The following is a 26,498-nucleotide window of genomic DNA, read 5'->3' on the forward strand; positions in this document are numbered from 1 at the left end:
GTCCACGCCATTGTGAGGCCCCGTGCCGTGGACGCCGCGCGCCGCATTCGCTATGTCGCGGAAAAGGGGGACGCATATGTTCGGAATAGAGCTGATCGACGCGGGGCTGCTGCCCGCCATGACCGTGGCGCTGATCGCGGGGCTGCTGAGCTTTCTCAGCCCCTGCGTGCTGCCGATCGTGCCGCCCTACCTGGCCTATATGAGCGGCATCTCCATGGCCGAGCTGACCGACGCCGGCGCGCGCCGCGCGCGCCGCCGGGCGGTGCTGACGGCGCTGTTCTTCGTTCTGGGCCTGTCCACGGTGTTCCTGTTCCTCGGGTTCACCGCCTCGGCCTTCGGCGCGTTCTTCCTGCAGAACCAGAACATGTTCAACATCGTCGCGGGGCTCGTGGTGATGGTCTTCGGCGCGCATTTCGTGGGCGCCATCCGCATCCCCTTCCTGCTGCGCGAGGCGCGGATCGACGCGGGCGATCGCGGCGGCTCGGCCTTCGGGGCCTATCTGCTGGGGCTGGCCTTCGCCTTTGGCTGGACGCCCTGCATCGGCCCGCAGCTCGGCGCGATCCTGTCCATCGCGGCCTCCGAGGCGTCCGTGACGCGCGGCACGGTTCTGCTGGCGATCTACGCCGCCGGCCTCGGCATCCCGTTCCTTCTGGTCGCCGCCTTCTTCCCCAGCCTCACCGGAGTGATGGGCTGGATGAAACGGCACATGGAGCAGATCGAGCGCATCATGGGCCTGCTGCTGTGGACCATCGGCCTGCTGATGCTGACGGGGGGCTTCTCCAGCTTCTCCTACTGGCTGCTGGAGATGTTCCCGGCGCTAGGCGCCCTCGGCTAGAGCGGCTTACCTTCGGCGAAATCGCCCGCTATGGTTCCGGGGAAACCGGATCGGCGGGCGATGACAGGCAGAGATGGGAAAAAGGTGAGGCGGCGCCGGGTGTTCTACATTCCCGGCTATGACCCGATTCACCCCCGCCGCTACCGCGAGCTTTACCGCAAGGAGGGCGCGGCGCAGGCCGCCGTCTCGGGCCACGAGATCGCGCTCAGGCCGAAAACCGGTGGCGGCCCCTATGGCTGGCACGTCGCGGCGCGGATCGAGGGCGCGCCGGTCGAGACCGATTTCGAGGTTCTGGTCTGGTCGGATATCGTGCGCGACAGCATGGCGCCGGGGATCGGCGCGACCTACCTTCAGCTTGCGCGCACCGCGTGGATCTACATCGCCTCCGGCGCGTTGCCGCGGCTGGTGCGGCTGCGCCAGGGACCGGTGATCGCGGCCTTCTACCCGGTGCTGATGCTGCTGGGGCAGCTGGCGCTGGCGCTGCTGGTCGCGCGCGGAGCGGGGGCGGCGCTGGCGCTGAGCGGGGTGCCCTTCGTGGGATGGCTGGGGCTGGCGCTGGCCTGGCCGGTGCTGGCGTGGTTCCGCAGGCACGACAACCGGCTCTACGCCTATTACCTGATGCATGATTATGCCTTCTCGGCGCGCTGGCGCGGCGCCAATCCACCGGCGCTGGAGGCGCGGCTGGAGGCGTTCCGCGACACCGTGGCCGAGGCCCTGCGCGGGGAGGTGGACGAGGTGCTGGTCGTCGGCCACAGCTCCGGCGCGCACCTGGCGGTGTCGGTGCTGGCCGATCTGATCCGCGCGGGCGCGGCGCCAAAGGGCGGCCCGGCGCTGTCGCTGCTGACGCTGGGGCAGGTGGTGCCCATGGTCTCCTTCCTGCCGCAGGCGGGGCGGCTGCGCGCCGATCTGGCCTATCTGTCCGCGCGCGACGAGATCGCCTGGGTCGATGTCACCGCCCCCGGCGATGGCTGCGCCTTCGCGCTCTGCGATCCGGTCAGCGTCTCGGGCGTGGCGCCGAAGGGCAAGCGCTGGCCGCTGGTGATCTCGGCGGCGTTCACCCGCACGCTGAGCCCCGCGCGCTGGCAGGAGCTGCGCTGGCGCTTCTTCCGGCTGCATTTCCAGTATCTTTGCGCCTTCGACCGGCCCGGCGATTACGACTATTTCCGGGTCACGGCGGGGCCGATGACGCTGGGCGCGCGCTATGCCGGGCGGGCGCCGTCGAAAAGCCGGATCGAGACGCCGCTCTCGCCCTACAGATCGGTGGCGCCATGACGCGCCCGCCGAAGCCGCCCGCGCGCCCCGACAAGGTGTCGCTGCTGCGCTACCTGCGGCTGTTCCGCAAGGACATCCTCTCGGCCCAGCCGGAAAAGCTCTACCGCGCCCGCATGGCGGAGTTCCGCACGCCCTTCTTCCGCTCCTATCTCGTCAACCAGCCCGACCTGATCGAACTGGTGCTGAAAGAGCGCCCGATGGATTTCCCCAAGTCCGGCCGGGTGGGCGAGGGGCTGCGCCCGCTGCTCGGCAACTCGGTCTTTCTGACCAACGGCGCGACCTGGGCGCGCCAGCGCCGCATCATCGACCCCGCCTTCGAGGGCGGGCGGCTGCGCGACACCTTCCCGGCCATGGTCGCGGCGGGGCAGGCGGCGGCGGCGCGGCTGCGCGAGGGCGTGGTGGAGATCGAGGAACAGACCAGCCACGCCGCGGCCGACGTGATCTTTCGCACGCTGTTCTCGATCCCCATCGAGCACGAGATCGCGGCGCAGGTGTTCAGCCAGTTCCGCGCCTATCAGCGCAGTCAGCCGATCCTGAATCTCGCCGCCTTCGTGCCGCTGCCGCGCTGGATGCCGCGCTTTCACCGGCACTCGACCCGGGCCACGGCGCGGGCGATCCGGCGGCTGATCACGGATCTGACCGCGGCGCGCCAGGCCGAGATCGATGCAGGCGCCGCGCCCGACGACCTGGCGACCAAGATCATGACCACCGCCGACCCCGAGACCGGCGCGCGGTTCGACACGCAGGAGATGGTCGATCAGGTGGCGATCTTCTTTCTGGCCGGGCACGAGACATCGGCCTCGGCGCTGGCCTGGGCGCTCTACCTGCTGGCGCTTTACCCGCAGGCGCAGGAACGGGTCGCCCAGGAGGCCGCCGCGCTGCCTGAAACGCCAGCGTTTTCAGATATGTCCGGTCTGAAGTTCACGCGTGACGTGTTCCGCGAGGCGCTGCGCCTCTACCCGCCGGTTCCGATGCTGGTGCGCGAGGCCACGCGGGCCGAACGCTTCCGCGACCGGGACATCGCGCCGGGCAGCCAGATCGTGCTGAGCCCGTGGCACCTGCATCGCCACGCCCGGCTGTGGGAGTGGCCCGACGATTTCGACCCCGACCGTTTCGCCACCCGGAATGGAAAATCCTGCCTGCGCGAGGCTTTCATCCCCTTCTCGGCCGGGCCGCGGGTCTGCACCGGGGCGGGCTTCGCGATGGTCGAGGGGCCGCTCTTGCTGGCCATGCTGCTGCGGCGCTGGCGGCTTGAGACGGTGCCGGACCGCGATCCGGTGCCGGTGGCGCATCTGACCGTGCGGTCGCGGGACGGGATCTGGCTGCGACTGACGCCGAGGTGATGCGAATTTTCCCCGAAAATTCGTTTCAAAATTCCTGCGGAATTTTGGCGCCGTCGCGGTAGTGGTTCAGCACATAGACCCGGATGGCCGAGGCGAGGCCGCGATCCACCCCACGCGCCTCGTCGATTTCGGCGGCCAGCGCGTTGATCGGGATGTCCTTTTCGGCGGCGATCGCGCGGAAGGCCTGCCAGAATTCCGGCTCCAGAGAGACGCTGGTGCGGTGGCCGCGCAGGGTCAGCGAATGTTTCTCGGGGCGTGTGCTCATTCGGGCTCGCGCCTGTGCGCCTCCCAGGTCGCGCGGGCCTTGTCCTCGGCCCGCGCCTCGCTTTCCTTCTGCGCCTTGGTGCGGCCGAATTTCGCCGCGTTCGCATCCCCCTCCGCGCGCTTTTGCGCCCGTTCGCGGGCCTTGCGTGCCGCGCGGAGGTTGATGGGCTTGCTCATCAGTCCCTGGGCCCGATCATCTGCTCGGGCCGGACCACCGCGTCAAAGGTGGCCTCGTCCACGAAGCCGAGCCTGATCGCCTCTTCCTTCAGCGTCGTGCCGTTCTTGTGCGCGGTCTTGGCGACCTTGGTGGCGTTGTCGTAGCCGATGGTGGGCGCCAGCGCGGTGACCAGCATCAGCGACTCGTGCAGCAGCTTTTCGATGCGCGGCTCGTTGGCCTCGATGCCCGCGACCATGTTGTCGGTGAAGGCCGAGGCCGAGTCGCCCAGCAGTTGCATCGACTGCAGCACGTTGTAGCTCATCATCGGGTTGTAGACGTTGAGCTCGAAATGGCCCTGGCTGCCGGCGAAGCCGATCGCCGCGTCATTGCCCATGACATGGGCGCAGACCATGGTCAGCGCCTCGGCCTGGGTGGGGTTCACCTTGCCCGGCATGATCGAGGAGCCCGGTTCGTTCTCGGGCAGGATCAGCTCGCCCAGCCCGCAGCGCGGCCCCGAGCCCAGAAGGCGGATGTCGTTGGCGATCTTGAACAGCGAGGCGGCGATGGTTTTCAGCGCGCCCGAGAACATCACCATGGCGTCATGGGCGGCCAGCGCCTCGAACTTGTTGGGGGCGGTGACGAAGGGCAGGCCGGTGATCTCGGCCATGTTGGCCGCGACCGTCTCGGCCCAGCCTTTTTTCGTGTTCAGCCCGGTGCCGACCGCGGTGCCGCCCTGCGCCAGCTCGTAGATGTCGCCGAGCGCCGATTCCACCCGCTCGATGCCCTTTTTCACCTGATGCGCGTAGCCCGAGAATTCCTGGCCCAGCGTCAGCGGCGTCGCGTCCTGGGTATGGGTGCGACCGATCTTGATGATGTCCTTGAACGCGTCAGCCTTCGCGGCCAGCGCGGCATGCAGCTTCTCCAGGCCGGGCAGCAGCACGTCGCGCGCCTGCATGGCGATGGCGATATGCATCGCGGTGGGGAAGGTGTCGTTCGACGACTGCCCCATGTTGCAGTGGTCGTTGGGGTGCACCGGGTCCTTGGAGCCGATCACGCCGCCGAGGATCTCGATCGCGCGGTTGGCGATCACCTCGTTGGCGTTCATGTTCGACTGCGTGCCCGAGCCGGTCTGCCAGACCACCAGCGGGAAGTTGTCGTCGAACCTGCCCGCGACGACCTCGGCCGCGGCCTGAACGATGGCCTTGCCGCGCGTCTCGTCCAGGGTTCCCAGCGCCATGTTGGCCTGCGCGCAGGCCTGCTTGATCACGCCCAGCGCGCGCACGATGGCGACCGGCTGCTTTTCCCAGCCGATCGGGAAATTGAGGATCGAGCGCTGCGTCTGCGCCCCCCAATACTTGTCGGCGGGAACCTCGAGCGGGCCGAAGCTGTCGGTCTCGGTGCGGGTCTGGGTCATGCGGGCCTCCTGCGGAATACGATTGTATGCGAAATACAGGGGCGGCGGGGGCAAGACAACGCCCCGCGTGCGCTAACGGGCGCTACTTGCGGAAAGAATCCAGGCTGACGACCTCGGCATCGTGCTGCTCGGGTTCGGCCTCGGCAAGTTCCAGCTCGTCCTCGTCGAGATCCTCTTCGTCCTCGTCGTCGAATTCCTGTGTCTCGAAACGCAGGCCGAACTCCACCGAGGGGTCGACGAAGGTGCGAATCGCGTCATAGGGGATGAAGAGCGGTTCCGGGCTGTCGCCGAAATTCAGCGTGATCGAGAACGCGTCCTCGCCCACCTCGAGGTTTTCGTACCAGTGCTGGACGACCACGGTCATTTCTTCGGGGTAGCGCTCGCGCAGCCAGTCGGCGATCGCCACCTCGGGGTGGGTGGTGTCGAAGGTGATGAAGAAGTGATGCTGTCCGGGCAGGCCGTGCGCAGCGACGTCCGACAGAACCTGCCGGATCAGCCCGCGCATCGCGTTGTGCATCAGTCTTCCGTATTCGATCCCGTGCGACATGGGCAGCCTCGATTGCCGTATTCGCGCTCAGCATAGGGGATTCGGGGATTTATGAAAGGGGGGGCTGCGGGCTAAATCCGCGGTGCCTATCCCAGCTGCCCCAACAGCCCCCCGGCCAGCGCCAGCGCGCCCAGAATGCCGGGCAGAGGCCAGCCCCGCCACAGCAGCAGCGCCGCCAGCCCGGCCAGCGCCAGCGCCCGCGGGTCGAGGCTCGCGCCCTGCGGCACGATCAGGCGCAGCGGCCCGGCCTGCCACAGCCCGACCTCAGCAAAGAAGACATGCGCGGCGAACCAGGCCGAGAGGTTGGCGATCACGCCCACCACCGCCGCCGTTACCGCCGACAGCGCCGCCGAGAGCCGCGGCTGACCCGCCAGCCGGTCGATGTAGGGCGCGCCGGCGAAGATCCACAGGAAGCACGGCACGAAGGTGACCCACAGCGTCACCGCCGCGCCCGCCAGCCCCAGCCACAAACCGCCCGCCTTGAACCCGGCGACGAAGCCCACGAATTCGGTGACCAGGATCAGCGGCCCCGGCGTGGTTTCCGCAAGGCCCAGCCCGTCCATCATCTCGGCCGTGCTCAGCCAACCCTGCTGGGCCACCGCCTCCTGCGTCATGTAGGCCAGCACGGCATAGGCCCCGCCGAAGGTCACCACCGCCAGTTTCGAGAAGAACAGCGCGATCTCGGCCAGCACATCGGGCGCCAGCGCCCAGAGTGCCGCGACCGGCGCCAGCCACAGTGCGGCCCAGAGCGCGATGACCGGCCCGGTCTTCGCGCGCCGCGCCGGCGGTGCGGCGGGGGCGGGCGTGGCGTCGGCGGTGGCGAAACCATAGGCGGCGGCCAGCGCGATGATCACGGGAAAGGGCAGCGAAAGCGCGAAGATGCCGACGAAGGACAGCACCGCGATGACCCAGCGCGCGGGGCTGCGCAGCGCCTTGCCCGACAGCCGGACCAGCGCCTGCAGCACGACGATCACCACCGTCGCCTTGACGCCCAGGAACAGCGCCTGCACCAGCGGCACCGCGCCGAGATGGGCGTAGAACGCGGCCAGCGCCAGCACCACCGCCGCGCCGGGCAGCACGAACAGAAGCCCCGCGATCAGCCCGCCCGCCGCCCCGCGCAGCCGCCAGCCGGCATAGGTCGCCAGCTGCATCGCCTCGGGCCCCGGCAACAGCATGCAGAAGCTCAGTGCGCGCAGGAACTGCTCTTCGCTGAGCCAGGGACGGGCCTCGACCAATTCGCGGTGCATCAGTGCGATCTGGGCGGCCGGGCCGCCGAAGGACAGCAGTCCGATGCGGCCGAAGACGCGGAAGAGATCGGAGAGCGGGGGCGAGGTCTGATCCATGGCGATGTGGGATCAGAGCTGACAGGGTTTTGCAACAGGGATGCGACGCGCAGACGGGGTCCGCCCCTGAAAATCGGGCCGGCACGGACCTGGCGCGCGGGCGCGGCCGTTCGCATGAATTGCGCGAACAGTGTGATGTAACTATCTGATAATGTGTGGTGAAGTGCAGGCTTCTGTTGCCAGGTGCCTGCGAACCCCGCCAGGCCTTGCTAGAGGACTGGGCTTTAGATTTCGGTCTGGTTACCGCTTACGCGGCAACTGCAACCGGAGCACGATTGTCGTTGGCAATTATGCTTAGCGAACCGATAACGGTGGTATCTCACCGGGACAAAGCTAACACCTTTAGACGTTCGTCGATCCTGTTTCGGCCCCATGATCCCCCAACGCGGGATGTTTGGTGGAGCCGCCGGGTACCGCCCCCGGGTCCGATCCGCTTATTACGAGCGCGTTTATGTCCATAGTCCCCGAGGGGACAGGGTGAACATAGGGCGGCGCGCGGCGCGGTTCAAGCCTCTTGCGTGCGGCGGGTGCGTTTGGCGGCCACGTCCCGGCCGAGCCGGATCGTGTAGGCGCAGAGCGCCTGGAGCGCGGCCTCCGCGGCGGCGGCGTCGCGGGCCTCCAGCGCATCGGCCAGCGCGCCGTGCCGCGCGATGATCTCGGTCCGGTCGCGTGCGGTGAAGGTGATCATGTTCATCAATGGCTGCATTGCCTCAACAGCGCCCGCCAAGTGGTATGAAAGAACGGGGTTTTCTGCCGCGTCCACCAATGCCCGGTGGAACGCCACGTCGGACGCGCAGAAGCTTTCGTCCGACAGCCCGGGCTGGCCCTGGCGGTGGATCTCGGCGCGCATGGCGGCCAGGTGATCGGCGCTGCGCCGCTGCGCCGCCAGCGGCGCGCAGGCGCGTTCCAGCGCATAGCGCGCCTCGCAGGCGGTTTCGAAACTGACGGCGTTCATCGACAGCAGCAGGGTCGAGGTGGTGATCTGCTGGCCATAGGCCTCTTCGTAGCGCAGCCGGTTGACAAAGGCCCCGCCCGAGGCGCCGCGCTGGGTGCGGATCAGGCTTTGCGCCGCCAGCCGTTTCAACGCCTCGCGCACGGTTGGCCGCGAGACGCCGAATTTGTCGGCCAGTTCCGATTCCGAGGGCAGGCGTTCGTCCACGATCAACTGGCCGGCCACGATCGCGTCGCGGATCGCCCCGGCGATCTGGGCCGACAGGTCCCGCGCGGCGTCGAGTTCGGTTTTCATGCGCGTGGCTCCGCTGTGACCAGAAATCATTTGTCAGACATTTAAATGTATGACAATCCTGAATCGACTCACCCCTGGGAGGAAGGATGCCGCTGTCCACGCGTATTCGCGCCATGCGGGCGCCGCATTGGCTGCTGGTATTCGGCCTGATTGTTGTTGGCTGGACAGTGCTTTACGCGATGTCCTTGCCATCGGACTTGAGGGCGGCTGGGCGGCTTTACGGGGCGGAGTTCTGGCGCGCCATCTGCACCGTTACCCCGGATGCCGCGGGCTATGGAAAGCTGACGCTGATGTGGTCGGCGATGGCCGCGGCGATGATGTTGCCCACCTTGCTGCCGGCGCTGGCCACCTATGAGGACCTCGCCGCCAGCGGCGCCGCCTCCGGGCGCGGCATGCTGGCACTGGTGGCGGGCTATCTGGCGGTCTGGCTGGGTTTCTCGGCGCTGGCGGCGGGGGTGCAGATGGGTCTGACCGGCGCGGGACTGGTGACGCCTCTGGGCGAGAGCGCAGCGCGCTGGTTCAGCGCGGCGCTGCTGGCCGGCGCGGGCGCCTACCAGTTCACCGCGCTGAAGGCGGCCTGCCTTTCGCAATGCCGGCAGCCGCTCACCTTTTTCATGCAATACTGGCGCCCCGGGCCGGGCCGCGCCGCGGCGATGGGCCTGCGGCTGGGCGCGGTCTGCCTGGGTTGTTGCTGGGCTCTGATGGCGCTGGCCTTCGTGGGCGGCACGATGAACCTGGCCTGGATGGGGCTGGCGACGGTGCTCATGGTCTTCGAGAAACTGCCCGGGCTGGGCCGCGTGCTGACACGGCCGCTGGGCGCGGCATTGATCGGGGCGGCGGGGCTGACCGCCGCGGGCTTGATTTGAGGGAGGAAAACATGCCGAACGACATGACCCTGGGCACCGTGCCCTGGACGATCCGGGGCGAGCTGATCCTGAACTGCAACTGCACGGTGTTCTGTCCCTGCGTGGTGTCGCTGGGCAAGCACCCGCCAACCGAGGATTACTGCCAGGCCTGGGCCGGCGTGCGGATCGACGAGGGGCAGTATGGCGACGTGGATCTGTCGGGCCTCAATGTCGGGCTGATCCTGGAGATCCCCGGCTTGATGGCGCGCGGCAACTGGAAGGCCGCCGCCTATATCGACGAGCGCGCCTCGGACGCCGCCTATGACGCGCTGCTGGCGATCTTCTCCGGGGCTGCCAAGGGCACGACGGGACTGTTCTCGATGCTGATCAGCGAGTTCCTCGGCGCCGAGCGCGCGCCGGTGCTGTTCGAGACCGAGGGCAAGACGCGGCGCCTGATGGTGGGCAAGGCGATCAAGGGCGAGGTCGTGCCGGTCTCCGGCGCCGATCCGGACAGCGACATCGTGGTCCGAAACACGCACTACTGGATGGGCCCCGACATCACCGTGGCCACCGCCAACCAGGGACGGGTCCGGGCGCATGGCCGGGTGTGGGATTTCGACGGCCGCTCGGCCGAGATCTGCCAGATCGACTGGGCGGGACCGGGGCGATGATCACCCGCGCCTATGTCCGCACCATGTCGCGCTACAACCGCTGGCAGAACAGGCAGGTTCTGGCGGCCTGCGACACGCTCACCCCGCAGGCGCTGACCGAGGATCGCGGCGCCTTCTTCGGCTCCATCCTCGGCACGCTGAGCCACCTGATGTGGGGCGACGCGCTCTGGATGAGCCGCTTCGACAGCTGGGACAAGCCGCATGTGGGGATCGCGGGCAGCGCGCGTTTCGTGCCCGACTGGCCCACGCTGCGCCGCCTCCGCCCCGAGGCCGATGCCCGGATCGCCGCCTGGGCCGACGCCCTGCCCGAGGACGGGCTGGCCGGCGATCTGGCCTGGTTTTCCGGCGCTGCGGGGCGCGAGGTGAGCATGCCGCTGACGCTGTGCGTCACACATTTCTTCAACCACCAGACCCATCATCGCGGACAGGTGCACGCCATGCTGACCGCCGCGGGCGCGCGCCCCGGCGACACCGACCTGTTCCTGATGCCTGACAGCGAAACCTGAGGAGACACCATGTTCAACGCATTGATCGTCGAGAAGGACGAGGACGGCAAGACCCACGCCGGCGTGCAGCAAATCGATGAGGATCGCCTGCCCGAGGGCGAGGTGACCGTGGCGGTGGAGTATTCCACCGTGAACTACAAGGACGGGCTGTGCATCGGGCCGGGCGGCGGGCTGGTGCGCCATTACCCGCATGTGCCGGGGATCGATTTCGCGGGAACGGTGGAGGCGTCGGAGGATGCCCGCTACAGGCCCGGCGACAAGGTGGTTCTGACCGGCTGGCGCGTGGGCGAGGTGCATTGGGGCGGCTATGCCCAGAAGGCGCGGGTGAAGGCCGACTGGCTGGTGCCTCTGCCCGGCGGTCTGAGCACGCGGCAGGCGATGGCGGTGGGCACCGCCGGCTTCACCGCGATGTTGTCGGTGATGGCGCTGGAGGATCACGGGCTGAAACCCGGCGACGGGCCGGTGCTGGTGACCGGCGCCGCGGGCGGCGTGGGCTCGGTCGCCACCGCAATTCTGGCCAGGCTCGGCCATGAGGTGGCGGCGGTGACAGGGCGGCCGGAGACGGCGGAGTATCTGACCGCTCTCGGCGCCTCGCGGATCGTGCCGCGCGAGGAACTGACCGAGGTCACCCGCAAGCCGCTGGAGCCGGAAACCTGGGCGGGTTGCGTCGACGCGGTGGCGGGCGCCATGCTGGGCCGGGTGCTGAAGCAGATGAAATACGGCACCTCCGTCGCCGCCGTGGGGCTCGCCGGCGGCGCCGCGATCGAGGGCGCGCTGATCACCCCCTTCATCCTGCGCGGCGTGAACCTCCTGGGCATCGACAGCGTGATGCAGCCCTATGAGAACCGGGTGCGCGCCTGGGAGAGGATCGCGCGCGACCTGCCCCTCGACAGGCTGGAGGCGATGATCCGGCCCGCAACCCTGTCCGATCTGCCGGGGCTGGGCGCGGATATCCTGAAGGGGCGGGTGCAGGGGCGCGTGGTGGTCGACGTGAACGCCTGAACCGGGGCGAAATCCGACTGCGCGCCCGCGCCGCCCGGTTGCCCGGGCGGCGCCGTTGTTTTGGCTATGGCCTTTTGGCCGCGGGCGGTGTGATCTGCCGGGAGGCCGTTGGTGTTTTTCAGGCCGGATCTGCGCCGGGAAAAAAAAAGGATATCATGGAACTGGATATTGAATGGGTGCGGGCCCAGTTTCCCGCCTTTGCCGAGTCCTCGCTGCGGGGCCAGGCGTTTTTCGAGAATGCGGGCGGGTCCTACACCTGCGCGCCGGTGATCGACCGGCTGACGCGGTTCTACCGCAGCCGCAAGGTGCAGCCCTATGCGCCCTATGAGGCCAGCCGCCTGGCGGGCGAGGAGATGGACGAGGCGCGCGCGCGGCTTGCCGCCATGCTGGGGGTGGAGACGGATGAACTCAGCTTCGGCCCCTCGACCACGCAGAACACCTATGTGCTGGCGCAGGCGTTCCGGCAGTGGATGAAACCGGGCGAGGCGATCGTGGTCACCAACCAGGATCACGAGGCCAACACCGGCCCCTGGCGGCGGCTGGCCGATGAGGGGATCGAGATCCGCGAATGGCGGATAGACCCCGAGACCGGGCATCTCGACCCCGCCGATCTGGAAAACCTGCTGGACGAGAAGGTGCGGCTGGTCTGCTTCCCGCATTGCTCCAACGTGGTGGGCGAGATCAACGATGTGGCCGCGATCTGCGCCATCGCGCAGTCGGCGGGGGCCTTCACCTGCGTCGACGGGGTGTCCTACGCGCCGCATGGCTGCCCCAACGTCGGGCGGCTGGGGGCCGACATCTACCTGTTCTCGGCCTACAAGACCTACGGGCCGCATCAGGGGATCATGGTGATCCGGCGCGCCCTGGGCGAGGCGCTGCCGAACCAGGGGCATTATTTCAACGCCGGCACCCTCTACAAGCGGTTCACGCCGGCCGGGCCGGATCACGCTCAGGTGGCGGCCAGCGCCGGCATCGCCGATTACTGGGACGCGCTCTACGCCCACCATATCGGCGGCGAGGCCGCACCGGCCGCGCGCGCCGAGGCGGTGCACGACCTGATGCGCGGGCATGAGATGAGGCTGTTGCAGCCGCTCTTGGATTTCGTCTCGGCGAAGAACTCGGTCCGCCTGCTGGGCCCCGCGCGGGCCGCCGGGCGCGCGCCCACCGTGGCCCTGGCCCTGCGCGGCCCTGCGGAGCCGGTGGCGGCGATGCTGGCGGAGAGCGGCATCATGGCCGGGGGCGGCGATTTCTACGCTGTGCGGGCGTTGCAGGCGCAGGGGGTGGACCCGGATCAGGGGGTGCTGCGGCTGAGCTTCGTGCATTACACCACCGCCGAGGAGGTTGACCGGCTGATGGACGCGCTAGATCAGCACCTGTGACAGGCCCCGGCAGCGGGCCGGCAGACAGGGGCAGGGCATGGCCGACGACAGACCGATCATCCTGTGGTTTCGCCGCGATCTGCGGCTGGCCGACCATCCGGCGCTGGCCGAGGCGGCGCAAAGCGGCCGGCCGGTGATCCCGCTGTTCATCCTCGACGAGGTGGCGGAGGGGCACGGCGCTGCGCCGAAATGGCGGCTGGGGCTGGGCGTGGAGCATTTCGCCGCGCGGCTGGAGGCGCTGGGCAGCCGGCTGATCCTGCGCCGGGGCCGCGCGCTGGAGGTGCTGCGCGAGGTGATCGCCGCGACCGGGGCAGGGGCGGTTTACTGGTCGCGCCTTTATGACCCGCAGGCGGTCGCCCGCGACACGGGCGTGAAAGCGGCCCTGAAAGAGCAGGGGATCGAGGCGCGCAGTTTCGCCGGCCACCTGCTGTTCGAGCCGTGGACGGTGGAGACCGGGCAGGGCGGCTATTACCGCGTCTACACGCCCTTCTGGAAGGCGGTGCAGGGCCGCGACCCAGGCGCGCCGCTGCCCGCGCCCACCCGCCTGCGCGCGCCGCAAGGCTGGCCCGACAGCGATGCATCGGCGGACTGGCGCATGGGCGCCGCCATGCAGCGCGGCGCAAGTGTCGTGGCCCGGCATGTGCGCGTGGGCGAGCAGGCGGCGCAGGAGCGGCTGGCGGCGTTCCTCGACGGTCCGGTGCATGACTATGCGGCGGCGCGTGATTTCCCCGCCCGGCCCGCCACCTCGCGCCTGTCGGAGAACCTGACCTATGGCGAGATCGGTCCGCGCGCGATCTGGCACGCCGCGCAGCGCGCCCGGCAGGAGGGCGGCCGGGGCGCCGAGACCTTCCTGAAAGAGCTGGTCTGGCGCGAGTTCGCCTATCACCTGATCCACCATTCGCCGCAGATCGCCAGCCGCAACTGGCGCGACGGCTGGGAGCGCTTTCCCTGGTCCGCCGACGCGGACGCGCCGCAGGTGCTGGCCTGGAAACAGGGGCGCACCGGCGTCGAATTCGTCGATGCCGCCATGCGCGAGATGTATGTGACCGGCACCATGCACAACCGCGCCCGCATGATCGCGGCCTCCTACCTGACCAAGCACCTGTTGGTGCATTGGCGCATCGGGCAGCGCTGGTTCGAGGAGTGCCTGATCGACTGGGACCCGGCCGCCAACGCGCTGGGCTGGCAATGGGTGGCGGGCTGCGGCCCCGATGCCGCGCCCTATTTCCGCGTCTTCAACCCCGACACCCAGGCCGCGAAATTCGACAAGTCCCGCGCCTATCGCGACGCCTGGATCGCCGAGGGCCGCCGCCGGCCCGCCGACACCGCGCTGAGCTTTTTCCGCGCCGTCCCGCGCAGCTGGGGCATCCGCCCCGAAGACCCATACCCGGCGCCGGTGGTCGGGCTGGCCGAGGGGCGCGCGCGGGCGCTCGCGGCCTATCGGGATCGCGATTTCTGACCGCGCGCGCGGCTGGGCATTGCCCGGTTGGCGCCCGTCTGCAAAACTCAGGAAAAAGACAGGGAGAACGGGGGATGATCCTGACCGACACCGGGGGGCAGAAGGGCCTTCCGCGCTATTTCGGGGTAGTGTTCGAAAAGGCGTGCGGGATGGCGCACGGGCGGCTCGATTTCGTGCTGCCCGACGGCCGCCGCTTCCGCGCCGAGGGCGCCGCGCCGGGTCCCGTGGCCGAGCTGGTGGTGCATGACCCCGACATCTTCGCCCGGCTGATCCGCGAGGGCGACCTGGGCTTTTGCGAGGCCTATCTGGAACAGGGCTGGTCCACGCCCGACCTGCAGGCCTTCATGGACCTGGTTCATGCCGACAATGATGAGATCTACGACGGCTTCCCCGGCATGGGGCTGGTGCGGGCCTTCGAAAAGCTGCGCTTCTGGCTGCAATCGAACAGCCGGCGGCAGGCGAAAAAGAACATCTCCTACCACTACGACCTGGGCAATGATTTCTACGCGCTGTGGCTGGACGACAGCATGACCTATTCCTCGGCCCTGTTCCGCACCGGGCAGGAGACGCTGGAGGCCGCGCAGCGGCGGAAATACGCCTCCATGGTCGATCAGATGGGCGTGCGCGCGGGCGAGCATGTGCTGGAGATCGGCTGCGGCTGGGGCGGTTTCGCCGAATATGCCGCCGCAGAGCGCGGGCTGCGTGTGACCGGGCTGACCATCAGCCAGGCCCAGCACGACTACGCCGTGGAGCGCATCGCGCGCGCCGGGCTGTCGGACCGGGTGGAGATCAGGTTGCAGGATTACCGCGACGCGCGCGGCAGCTATGACGGCATCGCCTCCATCGAGATGTTCGAGGCGGTGGGCGAGAAATACTGGCCCGCCTATTTCGCCACCCTGCGCGACCGGCTCAAACCCGGCAGGAACGCCACGCTGCAGATCATCACCGTGCAGGACCGGCGCTTTGACATCTACCGCGAAAGCGTGGATTTCATTCAGAAATTCATATTTCCCGGAGGCATGCTGCCCAGCCCCGCCGTGCTGCGCGAGGAGGTGCGGCGCGCAGGGCTCGCCGTGAAACATTCCATCGAATTCGGCGACAGCTATTCGCAGACGCTGCGCCGCTGGCACGACAGCTTCAACGCGAAATGGGATCAGGTCGCCGCGCTAGGCTTCGACGCGCGGTTCCGGCGGATGTGGAATTTCTATCTCACCTCTTGCGCCGCCACCTTCCACAGCGGAAACTGCGACGTGACCCAGATCACCGTCACAAGGCCAATCCGAGCTTCATGATGCCGACCGCCGCGCGCCTGTTCGCCGCCCTTGCCTATGCCGTCGTGGCCTTCGCCGCGTCGGAACGATTCAAGCCGCTGCTGCCGGAGGGGCTGGACACCGGCTATCTCAGCGAGATCAACGCGGCAATCGGGCTTCTGTCCGGCTGGTTCGTGATGGGGCGGCTGGCGGGCGACGGCTATTTGCGGGCGGTGACGCATGGCGTCCGCACCACCGCGGTGCTGGCCTTCTATGTGCTGCTGGCCCATTCGGTGCGCGAGATGTTCCGGCTGTCGATGCGGATGCGCTACGACGGGCCGTTGGAGGCGGTCGTCGGCGTCTTCGAGGTGGCGATGGATTACGGGCGGATGATCGTCACCGCGCCGGAGGTGATGGGCATCCTGCTGCTGGGCGGGGTGCTGGCGGCCTGGGTGGCGGAATTCGCGGCCCGGCGCTGGAATTGAGGTTTCATGACGTCTTTGTTTCTTTACGGCACGTTGCGGTATCTGCCGTTGCTGGAGCTTGTGCTCGGTCACGGGCTTGAGGGGGGGGAGATCACCCCGGCCCGGCTGGCCGGCTACGGCGTCTTCTGGGCCGGGGAGGAGTGCTATCCCCTGATCGTGGAGCGCCCGGGCGCGGCGGCCGAAGGGCTGCTGGTGGCGGGGCTGGCGGAGGCGGATCTCGCGCGGCTCGATTTCTACGAGGGCGGCTTCGGCTATGCGCTGAGCCCGGTCAGCGTGGAGACCGCCGCGGGACCGCGCGCGGCGCAGGTCTATCTGCCGCCCGCCGGCGGGCCGGAGCCGGGCGCGGCCTGGGATCTCGGCGACTGGGCCGCGCGCTGGGGCGCGTTGACCCTGCTCGCGGCCGAGGAGGTGATGTGGGCCCATGGCCGCCGCCCGGCCGAGGCCGTCGTGCGGCGCTTTCCCTCGATCCGGGCGCGGGCGCAGTCGCGGCTGAACGCGCGCCGTGGCGGTCCGGCCACCCTGCGCCGCGACACCCGCCCCGGCGATGTCGAGATCCTGGAGCGGCGCGAGCCCTACGCGAACTTCTTCGCGGTCGAGGATTACACCGTCCGCTACCGCCAGTTCGACGGCAGCATGGGCCCCGCGATCCACCGCAGCGCCTTCGTCTCCTGCGACGCGGCGACGGTGCTGCCCTATGACCCGGTGCGCGATCGGCTGCTGCTGATCGAGCAGTTCCGCGCCGGCCCCCTCGCGCGCGGCGACGCGCAATGCTGGTCGCTTGAGGCGATCGCGGGCCGGATCGACCCCGGCGAGACCCCCGAGGAGACCCTGCGCCGCGAGGCGTTGGAGGAGGCGGGGCTGGAACTGGGCGCGCTGCTGCGCTGCCACGGCTACTACCCCTCGCCGGGCGCCAAGACGGAATACATCTATTCCTACCTCGCGCTGACCGATCTGCCGGACAGCGCCGCGGGCCTCGGCGGGCTGATGCACGAGGGCGAGGACATCCGCGTCCACCTGGTGTCTTACGACCGCGCGCTGGCGCTTCTGGAGAGCGGCGAGATCGAGAACGCGCCGCTGGTGCTGTCGCTGCTGTGGCTGGCGCTGAACCGCGATCGGCTGCGCGCGGGCGCTTGAGTTCACCCCGGCCCGGCGGTAGCAAGAGGGTCAAACAGCGGAGGACGCCATGGACATGCGCGACGATCTGGCCGGCTTGATCGGCAACACCCCCCTGGTCCGGCTCAAGGGGCCGTCCGAGGCCACCGGCTGCGAGATCTACGGCAAGGCCGAGTTCATGAACCCCGGCCAGTCGGTCAAGGACCGCGCCGCGCTCTACATCATCCGCGACGCGGTGGCGCGCGGCGCGCTGCGCCCGGGCGGCACCATCGTCGAGGGCACGGCGGGCAATACCGGCATCGGCCTGGCGCTGGTCGGCTCCTCGATGGGCTACCGCACTGTGATCGTGATCCCCGAGACGCAGAGCCAGGAAAAGAAGGACATGCTGCGCCTCGCCGGGGCCGAACTGGTCGAGGTTCCCGCCGCGCCCTACCGCAACCCCAACAATTTCGTCCGCTATTCCGAGCGCCTGGCGCAGCGCCTGGCGCAGTCCGAACCCAACGGCGCGGTCTGGGCCAACCAGTTCGACAATGTGGCCAACCGCCAGTCGCATATCGAGACCACCGGCCCCGAGATCTGGGAGCAGACCGACGGCAAGGTGGACGGTTTCGTCTGCGCGGTGGGTTCGGGCGGCACGCTGGCGGGCGTGGCGATGGCGCTTCAGCCCAGGGGGGTGAAGATCGGCCTCGCCGACCCCGAGGGCGCGGCGCTGCACAGCTACTACACCACCGGCGAGTTGAAGGCCGAAGGCGGTTCCATCACCGAGGGCATCGGGCAGGTGCGGATCACCGCGAACCTCGAAGGGTTCACCCCCGACATGTCCTGGACCATCCCGGATTCCGAGGCGCTGCCGATCGTCTTCGAGCTGCTGGCCGAAGAGGGGCTCTGCCTCGGCGGCTCGTCGGGGATCAACGTGGCCGGCGCGATGCGGATGGCGCGCGAGATGGGGCCGGGCCACACCATCGTGACCGTGCTGTGCGATTACGGCACGCGCTACCAGTCGAAACTGTTCAACCCCGCCTTCCTGAAGGAAAAGGACCTGCCGGTGCCGGCCTGGCTGGACGCCCCCGCCCGCGCCCTGCCGGAGGTATATGAGCCGTGAGACCCCTGCATCTCCTCGCCGCGCTGATCGTGATGGCCGCGCTGGCGCTGGCCGCGCCGCAGGGCGCGCTGGCGCAAATCGCCCCTGCCGCCAGCAGCACGGGCGGCGCGGCCGGCTCGCAACGCGCCGAGGGGATCGACTACGCCGCCTGGGAGGCCACCGCCAAGCGCGCCGAAGAGGCGATCGGGACCGGCCGCGCCTCCAACGCCGCGATGGAGCAGCTGCGCGCCGAGTTGGTGGGCTGGCGCAGCCAGTTCCTGGCCGGGCAGGGGGTCAACAGCGCCCGCATCGCCACCGTGCGCGAGCAGATAGCGGCGCTGGGCCCCGCGCCGGCGGAAGGCGCGACCGAGCCCGCCGAGATCGCCGCGCGCCGGGCCGAACTGACCACCCAGCTTGAGGAATTGCGGGCGCCGGCGTTCAAGGCCGAGGAGGCCTATCGCCGCGCCGACGGCCTGATCGGCGAGATCGACGGGCTGATCCGCGCCCGCCAGGCCAGCGAGCTGCTGCAACTCGGCCCCTCGCCGCTGAACCCGGCGCATTGGATGCAGGGCTGGGAGAAGCTGAGCGGCAGCCTGCGCGCGCTGGCCAACGCGGTTGCCACGGACTGGCGCAACGATCTGCGCCGCGCCGAGTTCCGCAACAACCTGCCCGTGGTGGTGCTGTTCGTTCTGTTCGGGCTGGTGCTGCTGCTGCGCGGGCGGCGCTGGACGGTGCGCTTCACCAGCTGGCTCTACGAACGCAACGCGGGCCATTCGCGTCAGGTTCTGGCCTCTCTGATGTCGCTGAGCCAGGTGATCCTTCCCTTCATCGGGCTGATGGCGCTGGTGCAGGCGGCGCGCCAGACCGGGCTGCTGGGCCTGCGCGCCAGCCAGATGGTCGATCTGATCCCGGGGTTCGGCCTGACCATCCTTATCGCCGCCTGGCTGGCCGGGCGGGTGTTCCCCCGCTACGAGACGACCCGCCCGGTGCTGGAACTCGATGCCGCGCAACGCGCGCAGGCGCGTTTCGCGGTGGTCGGGCTCGGCCTGCTGACCGCGCTGCGCCAGCCGCTGGCCGAGATGGCGGCCTTCGACAGCTACGGCCCCGAGGCCCTGGCCGTTCTGCGCTTCCCGCTGCTGGTGGCGGCCGGGCTGCTGCTGTTCCGCCTGGCCCGGATGATGACCGCGCAAGGCGGCGGCGAGGAGGATCTGCGCCCCTATCGCAATTCCATCCTGCGCCAGCTCGGGCGCGCGGTGATGGGGGTTTCGGTGATCGGGCCGGTCCTGGCCGCCGTGGGCTATTCGCAGGCGGCCGATTTCATCGTCTTCCCCACGGCCATCACGATGGGCCTGCTGGGGGTGGTGGCGCTGCTGCAGCGCTTCGTGACCGATCTCTATGTGTTGGCCATGGGCGGAAACGAAGAGGCGCGCGAGACCCTGCCGCCGATCCTGCTCGGCTTTGCCGTGGCGATGACGGCGGTGCCGGTGGCGGCGCTGATCTGGGGCGCGCGCCCGGCCGACCTGACCGAAATCTGGGCGCGTTTCACCGAGGGGGTCGTGATCGGCGACACGCGGATTTCGCCCAGCAATTTCATCGCCTTCGCGGTGATCTTCGGGATCGGCTACACCGCCACCCGGCTGTTGCAGGGGGCGCTGCGCAACTCGGTCCTGCCGAAGACCCGGATCGACGCGGGCGGGCAGAACGCGATGGTGGTGGGCACCGGCTATGTCGGCGTGGTGCTGGCGGCGGTGGTGGCGATCACCGCGGCGGGCATCGACCTCAGCTCGCTCGCGATCGTCGCCGGCGCGCTGTCGGTCGGCATCGGCTTCGGCCTGCAGAACATCGTGTCGAATTTCGTCTCCGGCATCATCCTGCTGATCGAACGCCCGGTCACCGAGGGCGACTGGATCGAGGTCGGCGGCGTGATGGGCACGGTGCGCAACATCTCGGTGCGCTCGACCCGGATCGAGACCTTCGATCGCACCGACGTGATCGTGCCCAACGCCGACCTGATCTCGGGCGCGGTGACCAACTGGACGAAATCCAGCACCATGGGGCGCATCATCCTAAAGGTCGGCGTGGCCTATGGCACCGACACCCGCCGGGTCGAGCAGATCCTGCGCGAGGTAGGCGAGGCGCACCCGCTGGTCATGGTCAACCCGGCGCCGTCGGTGGTGTTCCAGGGCTTCGGCGCGGATGCGCTGGATTTCGAGCTGCGGGTGGTGCTGAGCGACATCAATTACGGGCTGAGCGTGCGCACCGAGCTGAATCACGAGATCGCGCGCCGCTTCGCCGAGGAGGGGATCGAGATCCCCTTCGCGCAGCGCGACATCTGGCTGCGCAACCCCGAGGCGCTGTCGGGGCGCGCCGCCGCCGGCCCCGCGTCGGCCGCGCCCGCAGCCCCCGACGCGCCGCAGGCCCCGCAGCCGCCGGCAGAGCCAAAGCCGCGCCAGGCCGGGCACGATATCGACCTTGAAGAGCCCCGCGCCGAAGGAGAGGACCCCCGCTGATGACCACGCCGCTGTTCCGAGACGATGCCTATCTGCGCGAAGCGCCCGCCCGCGTCGCCGCCCACACGCCCGAGGGCGGCGTTGTGCTCGACGCCTCGGTCTTCTACCCGCAGGGCGGCGGCCAGCCCGGAGACAGCGGCAGCCTGCGCTGGGAGGGCGGCGCGCTGGCGATCGCGACCGCGGTCAAGGGCGGGGGCGACGACATCGTTCTCCTCCCGGCCGAGCCGAGCCCGCTGCCCCCGGTGGGCGCGGAGGTCACCCAGATCCTCGATTTCGGCCGCCGTCACGCGCATATGCGCGTGCACACGGCGCTGCACCTGCTGTCGGTGGTGATTCCGCTGCCGGTCACAGGCGGCGCGATCGGAGAGGAGAAGGGGCGTCTCGATTTCGACATGCCCGACGCGCCCGAGGACAAGCAGGCGCTGGAGGATGCGCTGAACGCGCTGATCGCCCGCGACCTGGAGGTCACCACGGAGTGGATCACCGACGCGGAGCTCGCGGCCAATCCGGGCCTGGTCAAGACCATGTCGGTCAAGCCGCCGATGGGCGCGGGCAGGGTGCGGCTGGTGCGCATCGGCACCGCGCAGGAGCAGGTGGACCTGCAGCCCTGCGGCGGCACCCATGTCGCCCGCACCGGCGAGATCGGCCCGGTGCGGCTGGGCAAGATCGAGAAGAAGGGCAAGCAGAACCGCCGCGTCAGCGTGGTGCTGGCGGGCTGATCCCGGCGCGGCCGGCCGCGTCCCGCAAACAACCGGCATTCGGGGTGCAAAACGCCCTTGCGTCTCCTCCGCATTCAGCGCTAAACCCACCGCCACGGAGAGGTGGCCGAGTGGTCGAAGGCGCACGCCTGGAAAGTGTGTAGGCGGGAAACCGTCTCCAGGGTTCGAATCCCTGTCTCTCCGCCAGCCACCCCTGTCTCAATTCAGTTATGCCTTTTGCCTTGGAATTGTGCCGCAATTCCGCGGGCTGGCTCTGTCAGAGCAAACCGGCTTGAGACGGGCAGGGGACACACTTAGCGTGTGGGGATGATGAGACGCAGCCCCTTCCGCTACTTCAAAACGTCGCCCGAGATCATCCGGCTCGCCGTGATGCTCTATGTCCGGTTCCCGCTGTCGCTTCGCAACGTCGAGGATCTGCTGCACGAGCGCGGCATCGACGTAAGCCATGAGACGGTCCGATACTGGTGGCACCGGTTCGGTCCGATGTTCGCGGCCGAGATCCGCAGGCGTCGCATCGAAGGCATGCGGTCGAGCCACTGGCGATGGCATCTCGATGAGACGTTCGTGAAGATCAATGGTGAAATGCATTACCTGTGGCGGGCGGCGGATCACGAAGGTGAGGTTCTGGAAAGCTTCGTCACGAAGCGACGGGATCGCAAAGCGGCATTGAAATTCCTAAGAAAAGCGATGCGTAAGCATGGCCAGCCTGAAGTGATCGTCACGGACCGGCTTCGGTCCTACGGTGCCGCTCTGAAGGAGATAGGTGCAGGCGATCGGCAGGACACTGGCCGGTGGTTGAACAACAGGGCGGAGAATTCGCACCTGCCGTTCCGAAGGCGAGAACGCGCAATGCTGCGGTTTCGGCGCATGCGAAGTCTTCAGAAATTCGCCGCCGTCCATTCCTCCGTCTACAACCACTTCAACCAGGAGCGCAGCCTTTACAGCCGGGACATTTTCAAGACGAACCGCACCGTCGCTCTCGCCGAGTGGCGCGGTCTCTGCGCTGCATAAGGGACAGCCTCACTGTCCTAGATGAGACCGGTTCGAATTCGTCTGACAGCACCCGCGGCTGTACTCGCCGGCAATGACCCGCTTGACGGTCTTCAGGAGGTTGGAGCCGATGCTGCCGTCGTTCTCGAACTGCTCGCCGCAGTAGTGGACCCGGATCCCCGCGCGGGAACAGACGTGCTCGTGATAGGCGCCTTCGTCGGCATCCTGAAACCGGCCCCACCGGCTGACGTCATAGACAAGGATCGCCTTGAAATCAGCGTGCCCTGACCGGACCTCGGCCATCAGGGTCTGCAAGGCCTCGCGGCCGTCCAGCCGGAGGCCGGATCGCCCCGAGTCCTCGAACACGCGCAGGATCTGCAACCCGCGGGCGGCGGCATAGCTGCGGATGACGTCCAGCTGGTTCTCGGTCGAGTATTTCTGGTGATCGGTCGACATGCGGATGTAGGCGAGGGCGGGCACGTCCGGCTCGGATGCGCCGTCGCCAGTCTCCCTGCTATCCCTGTGACCTCTCATTCGCCCGGCTCCGGTTCAGTGCTCGGCAACCCGGCCAGGGCCGTTCTGGCCGAGACCATTGCCTCGGCGATCATTCGACCATGGGGGCGCCGGAAAGTCGTTTCCGGAAAAGGGAAATTCCTTTCCGTCTCGGCCCACATTGCGGGGCGCTCTTGGTATTCGTTTGCCCGCGCACCCGAGCGTCTGCGTTGCCGTTTCGCAGTTCATGTCCGTCACCTTCAAATGAATGGGCGGCTCCGACGGGCGGCCAAACGGGTCCGCCTCGGGAACAGATTGATTCTGCCGTTTTCATGGCTCTTCAGAGATTTAGCGGAGAGAAACATGAAGATGCCGGTGAAGATGGGCACAGTTGTGCCGAAGATGGGCACAGTTCTGCACCTGGACGACGTGCCGACCGATTATCGTGCCGCCATAGCCATGGCCCTGCACGCCGAACTCGGCTCGACCCACCGGGCGGTCAAATCCGCCATGCGATGGACGGGCGCCAGCGAGCGGACCGTGAAATACTGGTTCGCGGGCGAGCGGGGACCGAGCGGCGAACACTTGATCGCTCTTGCACGGCATTCGGATGCCGTGCTGCTCGTGTTTCTGATGATGGCCGACCGACGTGTGGATGAGGGCGAAGGCGAATGAGCGGTGCCCTGGTCCTTTGGAGGGGTAACCGTTGTTCCGGTCACACCTTGCTGGCGTAGTTCCAGGGCAGCAGGTTTTCGACCCGGCTCTGCATGTGGCCGCCCGCGATGGCGCTGAGGGTGGCGGCCAGCCAGGCATGAGGATCGACGGCGTTGAGCTTGCAGGTCTCGATCAGCGAGGCGATGACGGCCCAGTTCTCCGCCCCGGCATCGTGACCGGCGAAGAGAGCGATCTTCCTGTTCAGGGCGATGGGGCGGATGCTCCGCGCGACGGTGTTGTTGTCGATCTCGATCCGGCCATCGGTCAGGAACAGGCAGAGGCCGTCCCAGTATTTGGCGATGTATTTCAGCGCCTCGCCCTGGGGCGATTTCGTCGCGACGCGGGCGCGGTGGCGGGTGAGCCAGGCTTCCAGTTCGGCGACGATTGGTGCGGGGCGTTCCTGTCGCGCCGCGAGACGGGCTGCGGGATCACTCCCCCGGATTTCGGCCTCGACGCGATAGAGCTCGCCGATACGTTTCACACCAGCTTCGGCGATCGGCGCCGGGCCGGTGCGCGTGATCTCGACCAGCTTGCACCGGGCATGAGCGGAGCGACGCCATGGCCCTGCAGCAACCCGAGGACGGCTTCGTCCGCATCCCGAAAGAGAGACGGTCTTGGCGCGTGCGGCACAGGAGTGAGACGGATCGGCAAACCGTTCAGGCAAGTTTCGCCCTCTGAACTCGAACCGTAAACGCAGTTCTCGGGCTGTCCGCCAAAGCTTGCGACCTGTCGGAAAGACCCGCAGATGCCTTCTGGTTGACGGGGCAGGTGTCGTGGCAGTACTGCTAGAGTGTCGGGAGGCCGCCACCAAGCCCTACAAAACCTTTATTCGTTCGGACAAGTCTAAGGCGGAACCCGGTCTACAAATCCCGTGACATCGCCGCAGTACCGGTTGACCCACGGGTGACCTGAAGCCCGCAATGCTGATTGGTCACGATAGGGGCTTCGAAGCAGGTCCCATTCCAGGAACGGAGAATGCGGTGATCGACCTCATATCCGGCTATGAACCCTATCTTGCGCTTGCGCTCGTTCTCCTCCTGTTCGCAGGGTTCCTGTCCGAGCGCTTCGATCCGGACGTGACGGCCGCAGGGGCGGCGGCGCTGTTCGTCGTCTTCGGCTTTGTTCCCACCGATGAAGTTCTGGCGGCATTCGCCAATCCCGCGCCAATCACGATCGCAGCAATGTTCATAATCAGTGGCGCGCTGGTTCGGACCGGGCTTCTCGACGCACTCGCGAACCGGGTCGTCGCCGCCGCCAGCAACAGGCCGATAGCGGGCACGGCGGCGTTCCTCCTGGCCACGCTCCTCGCTTCAGGGCTGATGAACAACACGCCGGTCGTCATTGTCCTGATTCCTGTGGCCATCCGCTTGGCGGCGAGCCTAAACCTTGCTGCAACACGCCTGCTGATCCCGTTGTCATACATGGCGGTTCTGGGGGGGACCTGCACACTCATCGGCACGTCGACCAACTTGCTGGTGGACGGTGTGGCTCAGGAGTCCGGAATCGAGCCGTTCTCAATCCTAGAAATTACACCAGTCGGTTTGGTTGCTGCGGCCACCGGTGGGCTCGCCCTGCTGATACTGGCGCCCATACTCCTGCCGGATCGAAGGGATCGTGCAGACCCCGGAGATGAGGGAGAGGCGACGTTCTTGACCGAGTTGCGCCCCAGCGAGGGTTACGGAGGTCTTGGAAAGACGATCGGCCAGATTGGCGACATGAACCGGCGGGGCGTGGAGGTGATCGGCATCCGTGCGCAGACGAGCGTCAAACCCGAAGGCCTGAGCGAGCACGTCCTCGAGATCGGTGACAGGATTATCGCCAAGGTGGCGACGTCTGAACTCCTGACCCTTCGAAATCTCAAAGGCCTGGATGTCGGACTGAGGCAGGGACCAACTGCCGAGGATGCCTCCGATCTTGTGGTCGCCGAAGCTATCGTGACATTGTCGGGCCGGAGCCGCAGGGTGCGCATCGCACAGCTTGCTATGGGCCATCGCTATGGAATGCGTGTGCTGGGCGCTCATCGCCATGGTGAGGCTCTCGGGCCCGACCTGTCGACCGCGCTCCTGCGACCGGCGGACAAGCTGTTGCTGGAAGGGACCTCCGAAGGGTTTGCCCGCATGACCGAGGCGGGCGATCTTGCAGCGATCACGGTGGCCGGGGGACGCGCCTTCCGCCGCCGCAAGGCGCCGTTCGCTTTCTTCGCACTCATCTCGGTCGTAGCTCTCGCGGCGACCGGAGTTGCCGAAATCAGCGTGCTCGCCCTGATTGCTGTAGCTGCAATTCTCGCGTTTCGATGCATAGACAATGACGAGGCGTGGACATCGATCGACGCCGGTGTCCTCGTGCTCATCTTCTCGATGCTGATCGTAGGGAGAGGGTTGCAGAATTCCGGGGCTGTCGGCCTCATGGTTGAGGCCGTCGCACCAGCGCTGGAAGGGCTATCACCGCTTGTGGCGCTCGCCGCGATCTACGTGTTGTCATCAGTGTTGACCGAAGCTGTCACCAACAACGCTGTGGCCGTCGTAGTGACACCGCTTGCGATCGGTCTTGCCGAACACCTCGGGGCGGACCCGCGGCCGTTCATCGTTGCGGTGATGTTTGGGGCGAGCGCGAGCTTTGCGACCCCGGTCGGCTACCAGACCAATACCTTGGTATATGGCGCGGGGAACTACAGGTTTTCCGACTTTCTTAGGATCGGGATTCCGATGAACGCGGTCGTTGGCGCAGCAGTGGTCGGGGCAATTCCCATATTCTTCCCATTCTAGGGTCAGGACCCATAAACCTGCTTGAGGCTGCCCGGTCTGCGTGATTCAAGCTCCCAAACAGAGGGGGCATCATGAGCGGGCATTTCTGGCTGACAG

Annotated in this window: 24 protein-coding genes, 1 tRNA gene, 1 other RNA gene and 2 pseudogenes; 19 read left to right on the top strand and 9 right to left on the bottom strand. The window is 67.9% G+C overall.

Going from position 1 to position 26,498, the window contains the following annotated elements:
- Positions 1–76: 76 nt before the first annotated feature.
- From KCI33_RS15625 to KCI33_RS15635, 3 genes are read left to right on the top strand one after another with little or no spacing between them, the layout of a single operon-like run.
- The gene (locus KCI33_RS15625; protein ID WP_212525740.1) at positions 77–835 is read left to right on the top strand and encodes a cytochrome c biogenesis protein CcdA; all 759 of its coding nucleotides are present in this window, start codon (positions 77–79) and stop codon (positions 833–835) included.
- A gap of 60 nt (positions 836–895) precedes the next feature.
- The gene (locus tag KCI33_RS15630) at positions 896–2,107 is read left to right on the top strand and encodes a hypothetical protein (RefSeq protein WP_212525741.1); all 1,212 of its coding nucleotides are present in this window, start codon (positions 896–898) and stop codon (positions 2,105–2,107) included.
- Positions 2,104–3,450, top strand: a complete 1,347-nt coding sequence (locus KCI33_RS15635) for a cytochrome P450 (RefSeq protein ID WP_212525742.1) — start codon at positions 2,104–2,106, stop codon at positions 3,448–3,450. The genes KCI33_RS15630 and KCI33_RS15635 overlap by 4 nt, the downstream gene beginning before the upstream one ends.
- Positions 3,451–3,475: 25 nt before the next feature.
- On the opposite strand, the gene KCI33_RS15640 is transcribed toward KCI33_RS15635, so the two are convergent.
- The 7 genes from KCI33_RS15640 to KCI33_RS15670 form a co-directional block, all read right to left on the bottom strand.
- Positions 3,476–3,715, bottom strand: coding sequence for a ribbon-helix-helix domain-containing protein (locus tag KCI33_RS15640; protein ID WP_212525743.1), 240 nt, complete (start codon positions 3,713–3,715; stop codon positions 3,476–3,478).
- Entirely contained in the window at positions 3,712–3,891 is a 180-nt protein-coding gene (locus KCI33_RS15645) for a DUF4169 family protein (RefSeq protein ID WP_212525744.1), read from the bottom strand. The genes KCI33_RS15640 and KCI33_RS15645 overlap by 4 nt, the downstream gene beginning before the upstream one ends.
- Entirely contained in the window at positions 3,891–5,285 is a 1,395-nt protein-coding gene (gene fumC / locus KCI33_RS15650; protein WP_212525745.1) for a class II fumarate hydratase, read from the bottom strand. Before fumC ends, KCI33_RS15645 begins: the two co-directional genes overlap by 1 nt.
- Before the next feature lie 82 nt (positions 5,286–5,367).
- A complete protein-coding gene (locus KCI33_RS15655; protein ID WP_212525746.1) occupies positions 5,368–5,832 on the bottom strand; it encodes a ClpXP protease specificity-enhancing factor SspB in 465 nt (154 codons plus the stop codon).
- 86 nt (positions 5,833–5,918) lie between these two features.
- Positions 5,919–7,175: a chromate efflux transporter gene (gene chrA, locus KCI33_RS15660; protein WP_212525747.1), complete on the bottom strand. Its 1,257-nt coding sequence runs from the start codon at positions 7,173–7,175 to the stop codon at positions 5,919–5,921.
- A 162-nt stretch (positions 7,176–7,337) separates the two neighbouring features.
- Positions 7,338–7,688, bottom strand: a transfer-messenger RNA (tmRNA) gene (ssrA, locus tag KCI33_RS15665).
- Positions 7,681–8,421: an FCD domain-containing protein gene (locus KCI33_RS15670; RefSeq protein WP_212525748.1), complete on the bottom strand. Its 741-nt coding sequence runs from the start codon at positions 8,419–8,421 to the stop codon at positions 7,681–7,683. The genes ssrA and KCI33_RS15670 overlap by 8 nt, the downstream gene beginning before the upstream one ends.
- Before the next feature lie 86 nt (positions 8,422–8,507).
- On the opposite strand from KCI33_RS15670, the gene KCI33_RS15675 reads away from it, so the two are divergent.
- The 14 genes from KCI33_RS15675 to KCI33_RS15740 all read left to right on the top strand — a co-directional run bounded on the left by KCI33_RS15675 (position 8,508) and on the right by KCI33_RS15740 (position 22,452).
- Positions 8,508–9,287 (top strand): DUF2182 domain-containing protein, encoded by a 780-nt coding sequence (locus tag KCI33_RS15675; protein WP_249139103.1) that lies wholly within the window; start codon positions 8,508–8,510, stop codon positions 9,285–9,287.
- A gap of 11 nt (positions 9,288–9,298) precedes the next feature.
- On the top strand, positions 9,299–9,937 hold the full coding sequence (locus tag KCI33_RS15680) for a DUF1326 domain-containing protein (protein ID WP_212525749.1): 639 nt from the start codon (positions 9,299–9,301) through the stop codon (positions 9,935–9,937).
- Entirely contained in the window at positions 9,934–10,443 is a 510-nt protein-coding gene (locus KCI33_RS15685; RefSeq protein WP_212525750.1) for a DinB family protein, read from the top strand. Before KCI33_RS15680 ends, KCI33_RS15685 begins: the two co-directional genes overlap by 4 nt.
- A 9-nt stretch (positions 10,444–10,452) precedes the next feature.
- Positions 10,453–11,445, top strand: a complete 993-nt coding sequence (gene acuI, locus KCI33_RS15690; protein WP_212525751.1) for an acryloyl-CoA reductase — start codon at positions 10,453–10,455, stop codon at positions 11,443–11,445.
- A gap of 155 nt (positions 11,446–11,600) precedes the next feature.
- The gene (locus KCI33_RS15695) at positions 11,601–12,824 is read left to right on the top strand and encodes an aminotransferase class V-fold PLP-dependent enzyme (protein ID WP_212525752.1); all 1,224 of its coding nucleotides are present in this window, start codon (positions 11,601–11,603) and stop codon (positions 12,822–12,824) included.
- Between the two features lie 37 nt (positions 12,825–12,861).
- Positions 12,862–14,283, top strand: coding sequence for a deoxyribodipyrimidine photo-lyase (locus KCI33_RS15700; protein ID WP_212525753.1), 1,422 nt, complete (start codon positions 12,862–12,864; stop codon positions 14,281–14,283).
- A gap of 74 nt (positions 14,284–14,357) precedes the next feature.
- Complete coding sequence (locus KCI33_RS15705) at positions 14,358–15,575, top strand: cyclopropane-fatty-acyl-phospholipid synthase family protein (protein ID WP_212525754.1); 1,218 nt, start codon at positions 14,358–14,360, stop codon at positions 15,573–15,575.
- The gene (locus tag KCI33_RS15710; protein WP_212525755.1) at positions 15,572–16,018 is read left to right on the top strand and encodes a TrgA family protein; all 447 of its coding nucleotides are present in this window, start codon (positions 15,572–15,574) and stop codon (positions 16,016–16,018) included. Before KCI33_RS15705 ends, KCI33_RS15710 begins: the two co-directional genes overlap by 4 nt.
- 6 nt (positions 16,019–16,024) lie before the next feature.
- Entirely contained in the window at positions 16,025–17,152 is a 1,128-nt protein-coding gene (locus KCI33_RS15715) for an NUDIX domain-containing protein (RefSeq protein ID WP_212525756.1), read from the top strand.
- Between the two features lie 49 nt (positions 17,153–17,201).
- Positions 17,202–18,233, top strand: a complete 1,032-nt coding sequence (locus KCI33_RS15720; protein ID WP_212525757.1) for a cysteine synthase A — start codon at positions 17,202–17,204, stop codon at positions 18,231–18,233.
- On the top strand, positions 18,230–20,722 hold the full coding sequence (locus KCI33_RS15725; protein ID WP_349252217.1) for a DUF3772 domain-containing protein: 2,493 nt from the start codon (positions 18,230–18,232) through the stop codon (positions 20,720–20,722). Before KCI33_RS15720 ends, KCI33_RS15725 begins: the two co-directional genes overlap by 4 nt.
- A complete protein-coding gene (locus tag KCI33_RS15730) occupies positions 20,722–21,441 on the top strand; it encodes an alanyl-tRNA editing protein (protein WP_212525758.1) in 720 nt (239 codons plus the stop codon). Before KCI33_RS15725 ends, KCI33_RS15730 begins: the two co-directional genes overlap by 1 nt.
- Before the next feature lie 96 nt (positions 21,442–21,537).
- A tRNA-Ser gene (locus tag KCI33_RS15735) sits at positions 21,538–21,627 on the top strand.
- A gap of 123 nt (positions 21,628–21,750) precedes the next feature.
- Positions 21,751–22,452 (top strand): IS6 family transposase, encoded by a 702-nt coding sequence (locus KCI33_RS15740; protein WP_212525759.1) that lies wholly within the window; start codon positions 21,751–21,753, stop codon positions 22,450–22,452.
- A gap of 54 nt (positions 22,453–22,506) precedes the next feature.
- Here KCI33_RS15740 and KCI33_RS15745 read toward each other — a convergent pair.
- Positions 22,507–22,965, bottom strand: a pseudogene (locus KCI33_RS15745) (recombinase family protein); the annotation flags it as partial.
- Positions 22,966–23,286: 321 nt separating this feature from the next.
- Here KCI33_RS15745 and KCI33_RS15750 point away from each other — a divergent pair.
- Complete coding sequence (locus tag KCI33_RS15750; RefSeq protein WP_212525760.1) at positions 23,287–23,598, top strand: XRE family transcriptional regulator; 312 nt, start codon at positions 23,287–23,289, stop codon at positions 23,596–23,598.
- A 40-nt stretch (positions 23,599–23,638) separates the two neighbouring features.
- Here KCI33_RS15750 and KCI33_RS15755 read toward each other — a convergent pair.
- Positions 23,639–24,184: pseudogene (locus KCI33_RS15755) on the bottom strand (transposase); the annotation flags it as partial.
- 373 nt (positions 24,185–24,557) lie between these two features.
- On the opposite strand from KCI33_RS15755, the gene KCI33_RS15760 reads away from it, so the two are divergent.
- Positions 24,558–26,402, top strand: a complete 1,845-nt coding sequence (locus tag KCI33_RS15760) for an SLC13 family permease (protein WP_212525761.1) — start codon at positions 24,558–24,560, stop codon at positions 26,400–26,402.
- Positions 26,403–26,498: the final 96 nt, after the last annotated feature.

Source organism: Actibacterium sp. MT2.3-13A, from assembly GCF_018139985.1.
GTDB lineage: Bacteria > Pseudomonadota > Alphaproteobacteria > Rhodobacterales > Rhodobacteraceae > JAGSOU01.

What these genes read in the sequence shown, in the direction of transcription:
- KCI33_RS15625 (WP_212525740.1), top strand. Translation starts at nt 77, where the DNA reads ATGTTCGGAATAGAGCTGATCGACGCGGGGCTGCTGCCCGCCATGACC.
- KCI33_RS15630 (WP_212525741.1), top strand. Translation starts at nt 896, where the DNA reads ATGACAGGCAGAGATGGGAAAAAGGTGAGGCGGCGCCGGGTGTTCTAC.
- KCI33_RS15635 (WP_212525742.1), top strand. Translation starts at nt 2,104, where the DNA reads ATGACGCGCCCGCCGAAGCCGCCCGCGCGCCCCGACAAGGTGTCGCTG.
- KCI33_RS15640 (WP_212525743.1), bottom strand. Translation starts at nt 3,715, where the DNA reads ATGAGCACACGCCCCGAGAAACATTCGCTGACCCTGCGCGGCCACCGC.
- KCI33_RS15645 (WP_212525744.1), bottom strand. Translation starts at nt 3,891, where the DNA reads ATGAGCAAGCCCATCAACCTCCGCGCGGCACGCAAGGCCCGCGAACGG.
- fumC (WP_212525745.1), bottom strand. Translation starts at nt 5,285, where the DNA reads ATGACCCAGACCCGCACCGAGACCGACAGCTTCGGCCCGCTCGAGGTT.
- KCI33_RS15655 (WP_212525746.1), bottom strand. Translation starts at nt 5,832, where the DNA reads ATGTCGCACGGGATCGAATACGGAAGACTGATGCACAACGCGATGCGC.
- chrA (WP_212525747.1), bottom strand. Translation starts at nt 7,175, where the DNA reads ATGGATCAGACCTCGCCCCCGCTCTCCGATCTCTTCCGCGTCTTCGGC.
- KCI33_RS15670 (WP_212525748.1), bottom strand. Translation starts at nt 8,421, where the DNA reads ATGAAAACCGAACTCGACGCCGCGCGGGACCTGTCGGCCCAGATCGCC.
- KCI33_RS15675 (WP_249139103.1), top strand. Translation starts at nt 8,508, where the DNA reads ATGCCGCTGTCCACGCGTATTCGCGCCATGCGGGCGCCGCATTGGCTG.
- KCI33_RS15680 (WP_212525749.1), top strand. Translation starts at nt 9,299, where the DNA reads ATGCCGAACGACATGACCCTGGGCACCGTGCCCTGGACGATCCGGGGC.
- KCI33_RS15685 (WP_212525750.1), top strand. Translation starts at nt 9,934, where the DNA reads ATGATCACCCGCGCCTATGTCCGCACCATGTCGCGCTACAACCGCTGG.
- acuI (WP_212525751.1), top strand. Translation starts at nt 10,453, where the DNA reads ATGTTCAACGCATTGATCGTCGAGAAGGACGAGGACGGCAAGACCCAC.
- KCI33_RS15695 (WP_212525752.1), top strand. Translation starts at nt 11,601, where the DNA reads ATGGAACTGGATATTGAATGGGTGCGGGCCCAGTTTCCCGCCTTTGCC.
- KCI33_RS15700 (WP_212525753.1), top strand. Translation starts at nt 12,862, where the DNA reads ATGGCCGACGACAGACCGATCATCCTGTGGTTTCGCCGCGATCTGCGG.
- KCI33_RS15705 (WP_212525754.1), top strand. Translation starts at nt 14,358, where the DNA reads ATGATCCTGACCGACACCGGGGGGCAGAAGGGCCTTCCGCGCTATTTC.
- KCI33_RS15710 (WP_212525755.1), top strand. Translation starts at nt 15,572, where the DNA reads ATGATGCCGACCGCCGCGCGCCTGTTCGCCGCCCTTGCCTATGCCGTC.
- KCI33_RS15715 (WP_212525756.1), top strand. Translation starts at nt 16,025, where the DNA reads ATGACGTCTTTGTTTCTTTACGGCACGTTGCGGTATCTGCCGTTGCTG.
- KCI33_RS15720 (WP_212525757.1), top strand. Translation starts at nt 17,202, where the DNA reads ATGGACATGCGCGACGATCTGGCCGGCTTGATCGGCAACACCCCCCTG.
- KCI33_RS15730 (WP_212525758.1), top strand. Translation starts at nt 20,722, where the DNA reads ATGACCACGCCGCTGTTCCGAGACGATGCCTATCTGCGCGAAGCGCCC.
- KCI33_RS15740 (WP_212525759.1), top strand. Translation starts at nt 21,751, where the DNA reads ATGAGACGCAGCCCCTTCCGCTACTTCAAAACGTCGCCCGAGATCATC.
- KCI33_RS15750 (WP_212525760.1), top strand. Translation starts at nt 23,287, where the DNA reads ATGAAGATGCCGGTGAAGATGGGCACAGTTGTGCCGAAGATGGGCACA.
- KCI33_RS15760 (WP_212525761.1), top strand. Translation starts at nt 24,558, where the DNA reads ATGCTGATTGGTCACGATAGGGGCTTCGAAGCAGGTCCCATTCCAGGA.